Here is a 17,380-nt window from a genome sequence, read left to right as displayed (position 1 = left end):
TCCCCGTACTATTACCAAATATACATAATCTATTTGATACGCTATAATTTTCATTATAGTAAATTAGAACCAATTTTACTAGGAGGTAAACCCTTGAGAATACTTTGCTCGCCCAATACAGAAGATATTGAATCATATATAAAATCAAGATTTGAAATTGGTAGGAAGTCGCTTCATCTTGTTCCAACAATGATTTTATATCGGAGAAGATTGAAGTTTTACTTTTCACTTCTTAGGCCTTTATTTAACCAAGCCCAAGTAAGTTCTAATGAATTTGATGTAGAAGAAGCTGTTCGACAATATGTGGATTTATATGAAGTTGACAAATATATAAAGCATATGCTTATTTCCTCTTCCAATTCATCGACGCTGTCTAAATCCGAAGCTACAGTAATTTTGGAGCGAATCATGAATCAAGTTCCAGAAATCAACAATTTGAGCTGGAAATCAGTAATCTATGACTTAGCAAACACATTTTCGGATCTGAGTTTGACTGGACTTAGCTTAAGCACTTTACGAAGTTTTGATAATAGTAGAAAGTGGAAGATAGCTCTAGACATATATGAAATGTACCTTGAGGAGTTGAGACAAAAGCAATTAACTGATTACGGGATTTCAGCTAATTCAAAAATTAATGAATTAGATATTTCCATGTACGATGAATTAATCTTAGACGGGGCATTTCTCCCAATTAACTCTATACATCAACGAATTATTAATAAATTTATCGAACTAAATAAGCCAATCATAATTTATCTGCCTTATGACTTATCAACACCAGATCATCCGGCTTATAAGGTAATTGAAGATATTTATCAAAACTTTTTACCCAAAACAAAGTGGGAATCGATTCAAGATAAAACAAGATCTAATTCCTTCTTCATTGATCGGTTACCAAGACTCATTTTTAGAGATACGCCAGAAATAAAGCTTGATAATTCATTATCGATCTTAAGATTTGGTACCTTGGAAGAAGAACTGTCCTTCATTATGCGTCAGATTTACGTCCTGATTAAGTACAAAGAAGTAAGTCCGCGACAAGTGGTCATTGTGACGCCAAATGCAATGGAATTGAGACCTTTAATTAGAGAAATATCCGAACAAAACAATTTAAAAGTTAGGTTACCAAAGCGTCCTTTCATGCACCTAGCACAAGGAAAAGCCATTAAGTATTTATATGATATTCGCACTGATATTCGTAAATTAAGCGAGTATGATTCATATTTAAATAAAACAATGTTTAAAAATTTCATTAGTGGTACCCTAATAAAATGCGATGTCAGGTTATCCGAATCTTTCGAAAAAATCGAAAGTTTTTTTGAAGATTGTATCTCTATTGCAGATTGGAGAAGTGTTTTAACTTCGCTTGTTGCAACGAAAGCTCAGCTTATTCCAGAAAAGTATCCGCATCATCCTATAAACAGTGTTGAGCTAAACGACTTAAATGATATATTGGTGGTTATTCAAGCACTTGAGGACATAAGCTTTTTTCTAGTCACCATTTCATCAAGATCTATTAAGGAACATGTAGACGTGCTTATTCACCTTCTTCAAAAGGATGGTAGATTTATTAAACTTGAAGATCCTATTTTGCAGCGAATTACTAAGATAACAGAATCTTTAGGAGCACAAGTAAGGATTCCCATAACAGCCATCGAATTTGGTGAAAGAATATCTACATTATTTTCCGAACAGGAGTATTTTGAGGATGGCGAAAAAGCAAACGTAGAAGAGGAAGACGATATTTTTCTTGATCGTGAGATTCTAGTGACTGGCCCGAATAACGTTGAGTTTCAAAAATATGAATATGTGTATGTCTGTCGATTCACACAAGATGTCTATCCTGAACCGAAAAAATTCGATTGGCTTATAAACAAGGAGATCGAACAAAAAATTATTTGCAGTGCGACTTGTTTCAAACCCCAGTCCTCCAGGGAGCTTGAAAACTTTTATTTGAACCGTTCTCTGTACCATATTCATTTGATGTTTCGCGCCGCAAGAACACAAATAACCATATCATATTCTCAAATTGATAATGGTATCATCCTGACTCCAGCTCATTATTTACATGATATTGCTAAGGTCTTTGGCCTTGAAGAAGGTAATAAACTCGAAAATAAAAAAGCACCGGATCTTGAAGATTTATTAATTAGGTCACGTGTATTAAAATGCCCCAGTAGTATAAAGCCATTATTACAGAATGAAATTGAACCACAACTGCTAACAAAAACATTGGATAAACGTGATTTTACTGTAGAGGAAATCGCTATATATAGATATTGCCCTCGTCGGTTCTATTATCAGAATAAGTGCCCTAAAGAAAATGTATATTCACAACTTTTTCATTTGCAGTCTTATGCTTCATCTTGTTTATACGAGAAATCAGTTGAGTTGCTGGTTTTGGACCAACCTAACCCGATTCATGAAATGATTGATCAAGGGAAACAGCATAGGCTTCTTTTAGAGAAGACTAAAGATTATCGTTTGGGAGCTGAGAAGCTAATTCGCCCCCTCTTTCCATTAAGTAATCGCCTTTGGAGTAACGTAACATCCCAAACCGACTTTTTTTTAACAACCTTAATGAACTGGGTTTTTGACAACGCTTATATAAGGGAATATAGAAAAAGCGGGAACAATAATATTACCATTCAGTTTTACCTATCTAATCATGAAAAGCAAATCAAAATAGATGAATATACTTTTACTGCGACAAAAGAACTAGAGGTACAATATAATAACGGAGAAATACATCGATATTCTATCTCAAATCTAAAAGATATCCTTTCGTTTTCTTCAAACGACCATGAAGAAAGAGAACACATGAAAGAGATCAAAGAGTGGTATGAACGGTTTAAAAGAAGCTTTTATAATGATACTGCTACGGCCCAAGAACTCCTTAAGGAAATAACAAATAAATTATCACTAGGCGAGTTTTCTAAGAAAACAGGCGGACATTGTAAATATTGCACCTTTAATAAACTATGTCATGAACGTGAGGTTGACATATGATTACATCAGAGCAAAAAAGAGCTATTGAATCAAATGCTAAGTTTATTTTGGTAAAGGCCGGTGCAGGTACAGGAAAAACCGAGGTGTTGAGTCGACGTATTCTAAGGCTATTAGAAGATGATCCTCAACTCAGTATAAAAGATATGGCGGTTATTACGTTCACAAACAAAGCAACGGAGAATCTGTTATCACGTTTAAAACTTTATCTTTACCATCAATGGAAATCTACATCCCAAAAAGAGACTAAGCAACGTTACCGTTACGAACTGGAAAACCTGAATGCTTGCCAAATTTCTACGATTCATAAATTTTGCAAATCAATTCTTGATATAGCCGGGCCCATTCACTTTCATGATTTTGATTACTCACCAAATTTCAGTGTAACCGAAGCATCCATGATTCAAGCACTTGAACATACATTCGAAACTTGGCTAACTCAAAGGTTAGCAGAACATATGGAAGTATTTCATGAGCGATTCATGCCTTTTCATCAATTAAGGAAAACAATCCTGGATACTTACAAAATGATCCGCTCACAAGGTCTGGCAATCGATAAAGTATTAAAACTAACAAAGGAAAGTCTTATGCTTGAAACGGGAAATTCTAGATACATTAAACAGGAGATCGTAGCGCTACTAGAATTATTGTATCAAAACCATCAAGAATTTCGCCTACAGTCGCTAGATCCTGATAATCTGTTAGAATACTGCTTCAAATTGCTCACAAGAGACCCAGATATCGCGAACTCTATAAAAAGGAGCTATAAGTATATTTTTGTTGATGAATTCCAAGACACGTCCCTTTATCAAACTGGAATCATCCGAAAACTCTGTGATAACGATCCTAGTAGTCCAAAACTATTCGTAGTTGGAGATAGCAAACAATCCATTTATCAATTTCGAGGTGCGGATCTAGCCTCCTATGAATCAGTGGAGAAGTGGATTGGAAATAACGGTGATATCCTTACATTATCAACAAATTTCCGTTCAACAGGGGAACTTGTTATCTTAGTTAACACACTTTTCAAGAAAATTAAAGAGAACTATCCTGAGATTCAATTTAAGCCTGAGCCACTTCAATCAAATCATAAGCCACAAGAACCCATTTCTTTGACGGAAGCATATCATTGGATCTTAGCAAAAAAGGGAGAGTCTCAGCCTAAGTTGGTTGCTCAATATATTAAATCCGAAATTGAACGCGGCGCATCACCTGGTGAATTTGCAATTTTATTTAGAAAGAACTACCCTATGATAGAGTTTGCTGATGAACTTGCTCAATTACAAATTCCTTTTCAGTTAATCGGAGCCGGTAATTTCTTCAACCAAAGAGAGATCATTGACACTTATAAAATTATTAATTTTTTACTCCAACCTAACAAAAATATCAATATTGAAGAGGCGTTAGAAACAATATACTTTAATTTCAGCAAAAATGAGTTGGGTAGATTTTGGGCAGACATTAAGGATAGTATCAATAATCGTACTCCCGCTCAAATTCTAGATTCTATATATCAGTTAACAAAAATCAGGGAACGACTCATTGTTACATCGCCTCAGGCAGCAGCAAACTTAAATAAATTAAAAGAACTTACTAGAAATCTAAACGTAAAAGAGAATATACAACTATATGAATATCAAACATGGCTCCAAGCTATGATCGGAAGTCATAAGGAAGAACAATTGTCAGACATACCAACCGGAGAAAACTCAGATTCCGTAACTTTGATCACGATCCATAAGGCCAAAGGTCTTGAGTATCCAACAGTCATTCTCCCAAGGCTCGAAGAAACTTTAAGTAAGTCAGTTTTACAGCCCGCTGTAGTGTATAACAAAGCAACGGGGCTAGAATTCTGTTACACTCCCTATTACGGGGATAAAACAATTAGACTGCCCAGCCCTAATTATGATGTAACTGTTGAAAGCTACAAACAAGACTTATATTCTGAAGAGCTTCGTGTTCTTTATGTAGCCTTAACACGAGCAGAAAAGAAAATAGTGCTCGTTGGTAACGAACATTGTCCTAATAATTCAATCTGTTTCCAGAATTGGTTGAGACTAATTTAATTATGATAGGTACAAATAAATTTACCTTCAGGAGTTTTCTTAGATAGCTGGTCTAAGAAAGCTTCTTTTTTTGTATTCCATTGTATATGTTTAAAGTCGATAACAAAAACTTGAGCCCATTCATGATTGGCCTCCAAAGTACCTTCATTATCTAGGGATAATAGATCTATAAATCCGTCGCTTGAAACTAACAATAAACCCATATCCTCAAAAATCATCTTAATCTCTTCTGAGATTTTTCTCTTTTTTAGAAAACGGTCGGTATCATAAAACACTACGACTTTTTGGTTGGAATTATTTCTAAGCCACTCTCGAAGCTCCGTACAAATAAACAAGACTTCATCAACCAAACTAGGAAAAGCACTTAAATTATATCGGGTAAAGTTTTGTTGTGAATTATCTTGAACTTGATATTCCGGATACAGAAGCAGTTTAACTTTATTAGAAGCCTCCTTTGAAAGAGGATCAATTGTAAATAAATCAGTTATTACCCGGACTATTCTCTCAATAAGATAGCCTCCGTTTAAATCTTGCCTGTTGAGAAGAAATCTTTTAGGAATCACGGATGTTATTTTTATGCTATCCATTTCATCAGCTGACAATCTACTAAAGAAACATAAGTAACCAACAGGAAAAATAAGCTTTCCCTGATTATTTCCCCCAGAATGAACCAATTCCTTGTGAGTTGAAAAGTAATTAATTAATTTAAAACTATATTCGCTTACTTGTTTTAGTGGAGATGGGACTATTTTCTCCCCCATTTGTGTATTAATTACCCAGTGATCTGGAGCCAACGATTTTACCGTTTGACTTGTCCAATCCTTTACCTCAATAATAACTACTCCATGAAATTGAGAAAACAGAACAATATCTGGGCGAACGTCTCCAATTAATGGTTCATAAAATATATTCCACGTATCATCGAAAGAATTACATAGAAGGTCAATTAATTCCTGTTCACCAGAAGTCCTAGGGTCAGGAGTCCTAGGGAAAATTTTAGCCACTGTATAATCAGCTTCTTTCTTCATCAGAGAATCAAGGTTTAGCTAGAATTCCTATATTCGCAATCTTTTCCCTATAAGCATTTTACAGAGTTCATCATATAATGTTACACAACATCTAGTCAGATAATAAGGGTTTCTTAGTTGCATGATGATCAGCAAAGAACCAGCCCAAAGGGAAAGTTCAAACTACAATGGAGGTTTTTTTAGTAAGGGAAGACGGTGTCACAGGTTCATACGAATGTCCTAACTCCTTGGAAACCTAAAGTATATCATTTTTCTACGTGATTCAGAAGGAAGGATTATCCGTGGATGAAATTAAAAAACATGGTGCACCTCTTTCCAAGCATAGTTGTGATGGTTATGAACTTCAAGATCCGCTTCCGCTCCCAAAATGCCCAACACTTGCCCGATCACATAGTCCCTTCCCGCGTAAGCATACCGTCCGGCCAGCTTCATCGCCCGATAATACATATCGCCAACCTCACTGTTCAAGTCCAGCAGCAGCGGCGGCTGATCCATCTTCTCGCCCTGAGCGCTTGCAAGGAACTCTTTCCCGGCGGCCAGGTTGATAAAACCGCTTGCCGTTTTATGTCCGAACCCCCGGCTCCCGAAATGATTGGCGACCCACAACCGTCCGGTTCCCTTGTCCTCCAGCAAGTCTACAAAATGGTTGCCTCCGCCGACCGTGCCGAGCTGGCTTTGCGCCAGCGCCTTCAGCTTGTCGTGCTCCTGCTTGCCTATCGCCTTATACACCGCCCAATCAGGGTCATCAAAAGCGGATGATCCACCCTTCCCGAAAGAAATTCTTGCGGGCGATCTCAACCATGATCTTCGACAACGTCGGCTGGATGTCTTTGGCGAACAGATTCGTCCGCACCGCACCGCACGCTGTCGATCTCTAAATAAGCCATCCGCTCTTTCAACTCCTACGATAAAATGAAAATAATATGAGTGCATTTCCCGACTTTAGAGCCCTTTGGCCTCACGCAGCTGATGAAGGCGTTCCTTGACCGAGTCGTCAGGTTCCGTCTGGGATAAATGAATCACGGCCTCAACCAGCCGATCCCCCCAGGAAACCACGCTCCATCCCTCCAGCGCCTGGATCGCCATGTTCCGGTTTCGGACCACAGGGCTGTTCAACCCGGTAAGAATCAGTTCCCCGCCAAATCCTTCGTACTGGTGCAAACGCTGCAAAATGTGATCCAGACAGCTGTGGGCCACATATTTTTCATCAAGCCCCATCTCATCTGCCGGTCCCGTGGCTATTTGCTTGAGGGGGAGGTGTTGGACGGCGAACTCAATCATCTTCCGAATCCGATTCGGATCATCCGATTTCATCAGTTGATGGAAATGATAGTCCTGTAGCGGATTTGCGGCAAGCTGATCATAAAAAATATCCCAAACCTCGATGCCGAGTTTCTCCGCACAAGCGGCCCCATAATGACGTTCCGACGGTCCGCCAGAACGGACGGCATCGATAATTAGGCTCGCCCACTTGCTGTCGGCCGCAATGGATTGAGCCGCCTCCCGAAGGTCCGCCCGCAGCTGAGCGGTCCATCCCGCCGACATCCGCGCCTCCCACTTGTCCTCCTCCATCAAAAAGTCGCCAATCCCGAGCATGACGGACAGATGCCTTACGGTGGAACTCATTTCCCGGGCCAGTCTGACATAGTCGGACAGCACCTGCGGCGCATGCTCATAATCATCGATATCTTCCGCTGGCCCGCCGCTCAACAACGCTTCGATGATATCGGTCGCCCCGTCAAACAAGGCGGCATCGACCCGATCGGCCGCGATCGCCTCGCGCAATCCGCCGTTCCGGGCGCAAATGCAGGCCAAATATTCATTCATGACGCTGTTTTGGCAGCCCTGGCGCAGTAGCCAGTCCCGGATTTCCTTACTTGCCGGCTCCAGCCGCTCCACCAAATTGATTTTTCCCCAGCCATGAACCTGTCTAGCCAGTTCAAAAAGAACCTCGTTGCTGTCCTCCATGCCATTTTGGATCGCTACCGCCGCATATAGCGTAAATTCATCATGTCTCCCCAACGTCAAGAGCAGTTCCTTCACATCTTCATTCTGAAAAAGCCCCAACAAGGCAATGCCAAATTTAACGGCATTCCGATGCGCCCCATGCTCCGCCAGCCAGATTGCCTCATCATATACGGCACCCGGGCGGATCCCGGGCATCTTGCGCACTTCCGCCAAAATATCGTCGATCATGCTGCCAATATCCGTCTCCACCAGCTCCGCATACAGCAGCTTTCGAGTGGAGTTTTTCGGCTTTCGGAAATGCTTCGCCAGCCGTCGGGCCAGTTCCTGCGCCTTCTCCTTCTTTTCACTGGTCATGGCATGATGCCCCAAAGCTCCATCCAAACCACCCGCGACCCATCTGAATTTGCTGCCTGCCCAAAACTCTTCATCATCCGGCAAGGAACCATCCACGGCCTCCCCCTGCTCTCGAATGTACGAATAGATGGAAGTCTTGCCCTCCCACAGAGGACGAACTGCTTTATTCAAAAAAATAACCATGTTTCATCACCTTTTTCATAACCTGAATTTAGCATGGACCGAGGCCCGTCAGCTTGCCCGGGAATAAACAAAATCCCTGCCTCCCTACGAACCTCCGAAATTAAATCCATGTTTCTCACAGGTCCTATCATCGCTCAATCAAGCCGGAAGGAACATGGTAAAAGTATTACGACGTAAGCGTCAAACAACCCCCACCTTGTCTGTAAGTGAGGGCTGAAGGAAATCCGGGACTGAATGCAGTGTATCCAGCCATGCAAACCCGGCTTAAGCAGGTGATTTTTTTAACGGATTCTGACCAACTACAAGGAAAAACGATTCAAATTGGCGAAGGCGAATATGTTTTCTAAAAAATAAACAACTCCCCTTGCAGTAGCAGAGGTTAGTCCCTGCCTACTACAAGGGGAGTTTTCATTATTAGGAATATTAATTCAACCTAATATTCTTGTTATTGATTCCGAATCATATAATCAAATGCCCCTAGTGCCGCCGTGGCACCTGATCCCATCGAAATGATGATCTGCTTGTAAGGGGTATTGGTGCAGTCGCCTGCGGCGAATACGCCAGGGACGCTTGTGGCGCCGCGGCTGTCTACGACAATTTCGCCGGTGCGTGTGCGTTCGACGGTGTCGCCTAACCAGTCGGTGTTTGGCACGAGACCGATTTGGACGAATACGCCCTGCAGCTCAATATGCTTCACTTCGCCGCTCTCACGTTCGATGTAGCTGATGCCGTCGACCTTGCTCGTTCCGGTAATTTCCTTCACTTGCGCGTTTTTGATGACTGTGACATTCGGCAAGCTGTTGAGGCGATCCTGCAATACAGAATCGGCCTTCAGCTCAGGCATGAATTCCAGGACCGTGACATGTGACGCAACACCCGCGAGGTCAATCGCTGCCTCAATCCCGGAATTGCCGCCGCCAACGACCGCAACGTGTTTTCCTGCAAATAAAGGACCGTCACAATGCGGGCAGTAAGCCACGCCTTTGTTCTTGAATTCCGCCTCGCCAGGCACGCCCAGATTGCGCCAACGGGCACCTGTCGAGATGATCACGGTTTTGCTTTTCAGCACGGTGCCGTTTTCCAATTCAACTTCAACGAGTTCCTTCTTCTCCAGGCGTTTTGCACGCTGGGACTTCATGATATCAATACCATATTCCTTGGCATGCTCCTCAAGGCTTGCCGCGAGCTTAGGCCCTTCCGTGTATTTCACGCTGATAAAGTTCTCGATCCCCAGGGTATCGTTTACTTGACCGCCGAAGCGTTCAGCCACAATCCCTGTGCGAATCCCTTTACGTGCTGCGTAAATCGCTGCGCTCGCTCCGCCAGGTCCGCCTCCGACGACCAATACGTCGTAAGGCTCCTTTCTCGCGAACTCGGAAGCATCCGAAGTGCCCATTTTGCCAAGAATATCATCGATGGTCATCCGGCCGCTTTCAAAAAATTCTCCATTCAGATAAACCGTCGGTACAGCCATAATTTCTTTGCTTTCTACCTCTTCCTTATAAGCTGCACCGTCAATCATCGTATGAGTAATGCCAGGGTTCAGGATGCTCATCAAATTGAGGGCCTGCACCACGTCAGGACAGTTGTGGCAGGACAGGCTGACATACGTTTCAAAGTGGTATTCACCTTGAATGCTCTTGATCCGATCTATCACGCTCTGCTCAACTTTGGGAGGTCTTCCGCTGACTTGAAGCAAAGCCAATACGAGCGAAGTAAACTCATGGCCGAGTGGAACTCCAGCAAAGGTGACGCCAGTATCCGTGTCTTCACCTTTACGATTTACGCTAAAGCTTGGAGTTCTAGGCAGCTCGGTTTGCTCCACTGTAATTTTGTTCGACATGCTGGCTAGCTCTTCGACTAAATCCAACATGTCGGCTGATACCGAATCGGTACCGCTACTTACTTTCAGCAGAACATCGCCTTCCAGAAGCTGAAGGTATTGCTCCAGTTGTTGTTTTATGTCTGCATCCAGTTTCATATTTTATCTCCTTAGATTTTGCCTACAAGGTCAAGGCTTGGTTTCAAAGTTTCGGAGCCTTCTTTCCATTTTGCCGGGCAAACTTCACCTGGATGATTGCGAACGTATTGAGCTGCTTTGATCTTGTCAACCAAAACGCTTGCGTCACGACCGATGCCGTCTGCCGTAATTTCCACCGTTTGGATTACGCCGTCCGGATCGATGACGAAAGTAGCGCGGTTAGCTACGCCTTCTGCTTCGATCAGCACGTCAAAGTTGCGGGAGATCGTGTGGGAAGGGTCGCCAATCATAATATAAGTAACCTTGCCAATAGCTTCGGAGCTATCGTGCCAAGCTTTGTGTACGAAATGAGAGTCCGTAGAAACGGAGTATACTTCAACACCGAGTTCTTTCAATGTAGCATATTGATTTTGCAAATCTTCAAGCTCGGTAGGGCAAACGAAGGTGAAGTCCGCCGGGTAGAAGCAAACAACGCTCCATTTTCCTTTAAAGTCTGCTTCAGAAACCTCGATAAATTTGCCGTTATGAAATGCGGATGCTTTAAAAGGTAGTACTTCAGTTCCAATCAATGCCATGGTTAATCGTACCTCCTGAGATTTTGGATTCGCAATTTGTATAAGGTGATATACAAATTGTTATTTATAATAATTATTATATGGGAATCATTTTCAATGTCAAACCACTTCACGAAGTCTTCATAATTCAAATTATACTCTAGAAAAACTTGGGTTAGTATCAAACAGTTTGTGACAACTATTTTCTAAGTATTATTCTAATTAAAGTCCTTCTGAATTTTGCCCCCTTTCTTACGTTCGGACGGTCAATTAAGGAACTTCAGGATCCACAAGCTGTACCCTGAAACTATGGGGGCCTGGCATATCATGAAATCTTAATTTCTGAGTAGAAGTAATGTATGAGTATTCATTTTCATCTTCCATCACTGGCACTCCAAAAGCACCAAGACTTTGATCTAATATTTTCTCATTAAATTCGCCCAAATCGATATAATGAAAAGTATCAGTACTATATTCGGCGGTCAGTATTAAATGGTTGTCCAAATACCACTTGGCAACTTTTGAATCAACTTCAAAAGACTCATCAGGTTTACCTAGTATTTTAATCGCTTCGTTTATACTCATGCCTAATGTTATCCCATGAATATAAAAAGCATCTCCTTGTTTTGTGATATGCAATGGATTTTCCATACTTTTGGCCTCAACCATCTGAGTAATTTGTTTCTGATTAGCATCTGGAATAAACTTTCCTTTAGTCAAGTCCGTGGCCGCTTGTATTATCGCGGTAATTACCTGTTTTTCGGAATAGTTACTTATTCGTGCACTTTTTTTTCTTAATGATGGTATGTAAATATTTTTGTAGTAATCCGTGTATTTCCAGCTAGCAAGGACCAAATCTTCTTTGGTCATGTCGAAATCATATACATCATCCCAGCTTGTATTTAGTAAATAGCTGAGGTTTGATAAATAAATCGGATATGTAATTACTATTTCCTTAGTGCCATTATTATCTATATCTATCAGCTGTGGTTGATTGACATTCATGATTACTTTACTTTTAATTTGACCATCTTTGCGGTATTCAATTGTAAATCTACCATTTCCACTAGATACCCCGTAAGATTCAAATGAAGTGTCAATTACTCCATCGGGTTCTGATTCAGGTAACTGTGCAGTATTATTTTTTCTCTCAATTGGAACATGTTCTCCCAATGAAAAAGTAAATTTGCTTACTAATCCCCAGACAAACCCAATAACCAAGAGAACAACTGCCACACAAGAAAATAACATTATGGCTTTTTTTATCTTCTTTTTCTTGAGTGCTAGTTGTTGACTTTCTTTCTCTTGCTCTTTCTTGTTTTCCTCTTCCATTTGTTTTGAATAAACTTTAAAATTATGTTCTATTATTTCCTCACTACTATACTCAGCAAGCACATAATCTTTGATTCTGCGGCATCTTTTACACTCGGACTGTTCCTTATGATTTAATCTCCCGCAGACGCATATCCACCTTTCACCTATTTCCATAGAAAAGTTTCGCGCATCTAAGCCTTCACGGCTTTGAACAAACTCTAACAGATTCGGCTTCTTTATTTTCGTTAATTCATACTTATCTGATTTTGAAATGTCTACTGACCATAAAAATTTATCATCGAATAATACTTTCAATATATCAACTTCAATTTTCCTGGTATCTCTAAAGTTTCTTAGTATAATCTTTTTATCTGCAGGGCGTATGCAATTAGATGCCAAACCCTCTTTAAATTCAATTTTGCACTCCAGACTATTGTTCTCTTTACCGACAGGATCCCCAAATTGATCATAACAATGGATAAGTACCTTTAAACCCTTAACCAACTTTTCGGACAAGTTATTAAATGTTAACGCACAATAGATCTGATCATTGGTTTTACTCTCGTAAAGTTCATAATCGATCATTTCTACAGGACAATCAAGATTTACTAACATTTTGAATTCTGAGCCCCCAAATTAATCATTTAACAATTTCAAATCACTTTCATCGGGTTCTTGGCTTAATTTTAAATTCATCTTATATAGTTGCTCTATAATCTCAGCTAATGCAATAAAAAACGTTCCTGATACTAATCCCGAAACCCAAAAAGTGAGAGTTATTGGCCACGCTTGTTTATCGGTATAACCAAGATCTATCCTTCCTAAGAAAAAGCCAACAATTAGACCCGCAACAATAATAAAAACTCCCAACCTATGAATCCACTGAGCCTTTTGATTACGCATTACTCTGTCACCATCCTAATTTTTTCATGAGGATAATATAACATTTAATAATAGAAAATTTTGTTACTTAAACTAACACTATTTAACCCTATCTATAAGTCCTTGAACAGGTCACTATTTCCAAAAATGGGCCTGTAATATTACGTATTTCATTCTCATGAAAATAGAAAAACCCGCTCAATGAGCAGGTTTTAACAGATAAGCAAATTGGATGTCACCGATCCCATTTTCGACGAATTCGATTTCATCTCCTTGTGAAACCTTTAACCTTGCAGCAAGACTTTTACAGGCTTATACCTAAGCTGTTCCCCATCCGCCGTATTTTTTGGGTATATCGAGCCCCACTCCGTTCATTGTTTACCAGCTTGACCACACCATTCATTATGAATTCTCCTCTGATAGTATGATCTGCACTAAGCTACTATCGAGATGACAATTCAAGATCTTAACGCTTCTATACTTTCCTCACACCAGTCTATTAAAGCTTTGAACTGGCTTTTTCCATAGTTAATCGTGATCAACCAATACTTATAGTTATGATCCTTGTTCTCCGAGTTCTGAATCCACGCCCCAAGTTCTTCAAAAACGTGCAAACTCTCCAGCAACTTGCTTTTATGCTCTTGTATATGCTTGATTATGATTTCAGGCGAGGAATTGCTGCCAAAAAAACTCTCAATAACAGCTCATTCTTCTTAAGCATCACCATATGCTCCATTGGCTGGGACGGCCAATCCGACAACGTTTGCCTTCCCTGATCCGTAATGCTGTAGAGCTTTTTTTCTCGCGCTAACTAACGTAAAAAACGCGGGGTTCCCTTTGAGCATGTACGAGCAAAAAGCGACCTTATGGTCGCTTTTCTGTTAGGATCCGCATGCTTGCGGACCACCAAGTCCCGGAAGTTATTAAATATGCGGCAAAGCATCTTCCGTATATGTCCGCATACCACGGGCAGGAGCTCTATCCTTTGATAGCTCCTGCCGTAATCCCTGCAATAAAATAGCGTTGAAGCAGTAAAAACAACAGAATGATCGGGAGAATGGCGATTAGCGAGCCTGCAAAAACAATCCCCCATTGCGTCGTATATTGCCCTTGGAAATTGGCCAAAGCAATAGGGAGTGTTCTTTTTGCAGGATCATTGATAATCGTCAAAGCCCAAGGGAATTCCTCCCAGACAGTCAGTGCGTTGAATATCGTAGCTGGCACAAAAGCAGGCTTGGATAGAGGAATAATGATCGACACAAATAATGTCCACGCATTTCCCCCTTCCATTTCCACGGACTCATCAATATCACGGGATATGGAATCAAAAAAGCCTTTGAGTAAAAAGGTTGTAAATGGAATTGCTCCGGCTGCGTAAACGACGATCAGTCCCCATCTTGAATCGAACAAACCAAGCTGACGAATCAGAATAAACTGCGGAATCAACAATGTCAAACTCGGAATGACTAGCCCGCCCATCAGAATGGCGAAGCTTAATTTTGCACCTCGAAATTCAAATCTCGAATAAGCAAACGCCAGCATAGACGAAAAGAAAAAAATAAACGCAAAGCTAACCAATGTAACCATAATGCTATTAAACAAGTACTGTGCAAAATTTTGACTGACCCATGCATCCCTAAAATTGTTAAATGTCATTTCTGAAGGCAAAAGCTTAGGTGGAAACTCAAATAGCAGAGTCATCGGTTTAAGTGCCGTCAGTAGCATGTATATGATCGGATATATAGAGATGACAGCACCTAAAATGAGCAGGGTGTTCATCAATATTTTTTTCCAAAATGTGCCCATAGTCTCCCCCTCCTAATCCGCTTTGTTCAGACGGAACTGAATGAATGTCAGAATAGCGATAATAATCGCAAAAACATAGGACAGCGCCGAGGCATATCCGAGATCGTATTCGGTAAACGCTTTCTGATACATTCTCGTCAGCATAACCTCGGTCTGATGAAGAGGCCCGCCATCGGTAATCAAGTAAATGGAGGTGAACACGTTAAATGCACCGATAATCAGCATCATCTGAATAAAAAATGTTGTGCTTCGAATCGCCGGCAGTGTAATGTAGCGAATCTTGTTCCACGTATTGCAGCCATCCAGGGAAGCAGCTTCATATTGATCCACCGGCACACCCTGCAAGGCAGCCATGTAAATAACCATGACCCAGCCAACGCCTTTCCAAATCCCGAGAAATCCAACTACTATTAGCGCTTTGTTAGGATCGCTGAGCCAATTGATTGTAGTATCCGTAAGATGAAGTTTATCCATAATGAAATAATTGAGATAACCCTGATCCGTGAACACAAATTTAAAAATCAGCGACGCGACGACCCATGAGGTGATAACAGGTAAAAAGTACAGTACTCGGAAGGTCTTCGTACCGAACCCATTGCGGTGTAAAGCGTAGGCCACAAAAAAACCAATAATCATCTGTCCTGGAACCGAAATAAGTCCGTAAATGACTATATTTTTAAGGGAAATCCAGAATACAGGGTCCGAAAACACATTAACATAGTTGCCGAACCCGATAAATTCAAGATGATTAAGATCGCTTAACCGAAAATCATAGAAGCTATAAATGAAATTTCGGATTAACGGGTATAGGATAAATACGGCAAAAAACAAAAAACCGGGTAAGAAAAAAAGGTATCCTGCCACTCCGTTCTTCTTGCGCATAATATGACTCCTTCATGGAGAGAGCGCCCCCCATCTTCTGGATGACGCTCCTCCCGATGTAATTATTGTTTGAGCAATTCGTCAATTTTACTTACTGCAGCATCCAGCTCAGACTTAATGTCTTTATCCGTCATGAAAATACTGCTCATCGTGTCGCTAAGCACCCCATCAATTTGCGGCCATACATCTACGGCAGGACGTGCTTTGGCAGTTTTAAGCTGCTCCAGGAAAGGTCCATAATAGTCGATGGCCTTGATCTCAGCGTTGTTCATAGCTGCCAGGTTAACCGGAATTTGACCCACTTTACCCATTTCAACCTGAGCGGCTTCCGACACCATAAACTTCACAAATTTCCATGCTTCCTCCTGCTTGTCCTTGCTGAAAATGCCTAAATCCTCGCCGCCCAGCACCTGAATGGAGCCAGCCGAACCTTTAGGAAATTGTGCCATTTGCACTTTGTAATCTGCAAACTGTGATTTGAACTGAGCTACAGCCCAAGGGCCTTCCGCCATCATGGCATAGCTGCCGCTTGCATGACCTTCTGTTACGGCAACGTCGCCCGGTTTAAAGCCCGAGATTTGACCCGCTTTATATGCATCCCTTAGCTTGGTGATAATATCGATGGTCGCAGGGCTATTCAAATAGCCGTCTGCTGTAGTGTTATCCGGAGACAAAATGTCGCCGCCATTGCTCCAAATCCAAGGCAGTACATTCCAGCCCTGGAGCGCTGGCTCACCAAAGCCCCACACCTTGTCATATTTTGCTTTGATTTTGCCAAGATCCTGGAAGAACTCCTCTGTTGTTTCAGGAGCTTTATCAACTCCGCTTTGCGCCAGCATGTCCTTGTTCCAGAACAGAACCTTGGTATTGGTGTTGAGCGGAACGCCGTAGTAATGATCGCCTACTTTGCCTGTAGACAGAGGCCCCTCCAGCAAGCCTTTCGCAACATCACCAAAGTCGGAGAACTTTTCATCAAGTGAAATTAAAAGCTTACGCTTCTGAAATTCGGGAACCCAAATAATGTCCAGACGAGCTACGTCCGGCAGATCGCCGCCACTTCCTCCGATTTGCAATTTTTTGTGAAGCTCATCCCACGGAATGGCTACGGCCTTCACTTTAATACCTGGATTTTCGGACTCAAATTTAGGGATCAATACATCGGTCAATGTTTTTTCTTCTGGGGAAGCTGTGCTGTAATGATGCCAAAATGTCAGAGTTACCGTTTTATTGGATGTTTCTCCTTTCGAGCTTGATGAATTGTTTCCTTTGTTGCCAGAACTGCAAGCGGATAGTACGACCAGCATAGCAAGAAGAACAAGCGCTAATTTGCTCCATTTATTTGTCATGGGAAGAACT

General features: G+C 41.3%; 12 protein-coding genes and 1 pseudogene. 2 read left to right on the top strand and 11 right to left on the bottom strand.

The genetic code is table 11. The features are described 5' to 3' along the window. Nucleotides 1-93: 93 nt before the first annotated feature. Both ACFQ3W_RS03445 and ACFQ3W_RS03440 read left to right on the top strand, forming a co-directional pair. On the top strand, nucleotides 94-3,009 hold the full coding sequence (locus ACFQ3W_RS03445; protein WP_379316638.1) for a hypothetical protein: 2,916 nt from the start codon (nucleotides 94-96) through the stop codon (nucleotides 3,007-3,009). Next, a complete protein-coding gene (locus ACFQ3W_RS03440; protein ID WP_379316636.1) occupies nucleotides 3,006-5,072 on the top strand; it encodes a UvrD-helicase domain-containing protein in 2,067 nt (688 codons plus the stop codon). Before ACFQ3W_RS03445 ends, ACFQ3W_RS03440 begins: the two co-directional genes overlap by 4 nt. Here the strand turns inward: ACFQ3W_RS03440 and ACFQ3W_RS03435 are convergent. From ACFQ3W_RS03435 to ACFQ3W_RS03385, 11 genes and pseudogenes are all read right to left on the bottom strand, one after another. Further along, nucleotides 5,069-6,100, bottom strand: a complete 1,032-nt coding sequence (locus ACFQ3W_RS03435; protein WP_379316634.1) for a nuclease-related domain-containing protein — start codon at nucleotides 6,098-6,100, stop codon at nucleotides 5,069-5,071. The two genes, ACFQ3W_RS03440 and ACFQ3W_RS03435, sit on opposite strands and share 4 nt — an antisense overlap. 303 nt (nucleotides 6,101-6,403) lie before the next feature. Then, nucleotides 6,404-6,962, bottom strand: a pseudogene (locus tag ACFQ3W_RS03430) (RtcB family protein); the annotation flags it as partial. 80 nt (nucleotides 6,963-7,042) lie between these two features. Then, nucleotides 7,043-8,593: a limonene hydroxylase gene (locus ACFQ3W_RS03425; protein ID WP_379316632.1), complete on the bottom strand. Its 1,551-nt coding sequence runs from the start codon at nucleotides 8,591-8,593 to the stop codon at nucleotides 7,043-7,045. Between the two features lie 457 nt (nucleotides 8,594-9,050). Continuing rightward, on the bottom strand, nucleotides 9,051-10,586 hold the full coding sequence (ahpF, locus tag ACFQ3W_RS03420; protein WP_379316630.1) for an alkyl hydroperoxide reductase subunit F: 1,536 nt from the start codon (nucleotides 10,584-10,586) through the stop codon (nucleotides 9,051-9,053). Nucleotides 10,587-10,597: 11 nt separating this feature from the next. Next, the gene (ahpC, locus tag ACFQ3W_RS03415) at nucleotides 10,598-11,161 is read right to left on the bottom strand and encodes an alkyl hydroperoxide reductase subunit C (RefSeq protein ID WP_379316628.1); all 564 of its coding nucleotides are present in this window, start codon (nucleotides 11,159-11,161) and stop codon (nucleotides 10,598-10,600) included. A gap of 249 nt (nucleotides 11,162-11,410) precedes the next feature. Further along, nucleotides 11,411-13,069: a hypothetical protein gene (locus ACFQ3W_RS03410; RefSeq protein ID WP_379316626.1), complete on the bottom strand. Its 1,659-nt coding sequence runs from the start codon at nucleotides 13,067-13,069 to the stop codon at nucleotides 11,411-11,413. A 21-nt stretch (nucleotides 13,070-13,090) separates the two neighbouring features. Further along, the gene (locus tag ACFQ3W_RS03405) at nucleotides 13,091-13,357 is read right to left on the bottom strand and encodes a hypothetical protein (protein WP_379316624.1); all 267 of its coding nucleotides are present in this window, start codon (nucleotides 13,355-13,357) and stop codon (nucleotides 13,091-13,093) included. A gap of 437 nt (nucleotides 13,358-13,794) precedes the next feature. Beyond that, on the bottom strand, nucleotides 13,795-13,983 hold the full coding sequence (locus ACFQ3W_RS03400) for a hypothetical protein (RefSeq protein ID WP_379317199.1): 189 nt from the start codon (nucleotides 13,981-13,983) through the stop codon (nucleotides 13,795-13,797). Between the two features lie 331 nt (nucleotides 13,984-14,314). Beyond that, the gene (locus ACFQ3W_RS03395; RefSeq protein WP_379316622.1) at nucleotides 14,315-15,142 is read right to left on the bottom strand and encodes a carbohydrate ABC transporter permease; all 828 of its coding nucleotides are present in this window, start codon (nucleotides 15,140-15,142) and stop codon (nucleotides 14,315-14,317) included. Nucleotides 15,143-15,154: 12 nt separating this feature from the next. Further along, nucleotides 15,155-16,024 carry a carbohydrate ABC transporter permease gene (locus tag ACFQ3W_RS03390; protein WP_379316620.1) on the bottom strand — a complete coding sequence of 290 codons (870 nt, stop codon included), beginning with the start codon at nucleotides 16,022-16,024 and terminating at the stop codon, nucleotides 15,155-15,157. 62 nt (nucleotides 16,025-16,086) lie between these two features. Then, the gene (locus ACFQ3W_RS03385; RefSeq protein WP_379316618.1) at nucleotides 16,087-17,370 is read right to left on the bottom strand and encodes an extracellular solute-binding protein; all 1,284 of its coding nucleotides are present in this window, start codon (nucleotides 17,368-17,370) and stop codon (nucleotides 16,087-16,089) included. Between the last annotated feature and the right edge of the window lie 10 nt (nucleotides 17,371-17,380).

Origin of the sequence: Paenibacillus puldeungensis (assembly GCF_042678945.1) — a bacterium.
Lineage (GTDB): Bacteria > Bacillota > Bacilli > Paenibacillales > Paenibacillaceae > Fontibacillus > Fontibacillus puldeungensis.
The sequence above is the reverse complement of the archived record's forward strand: the minus strand, read 5'-3'. Positions and strand labels throughout refer to the sequence as shown.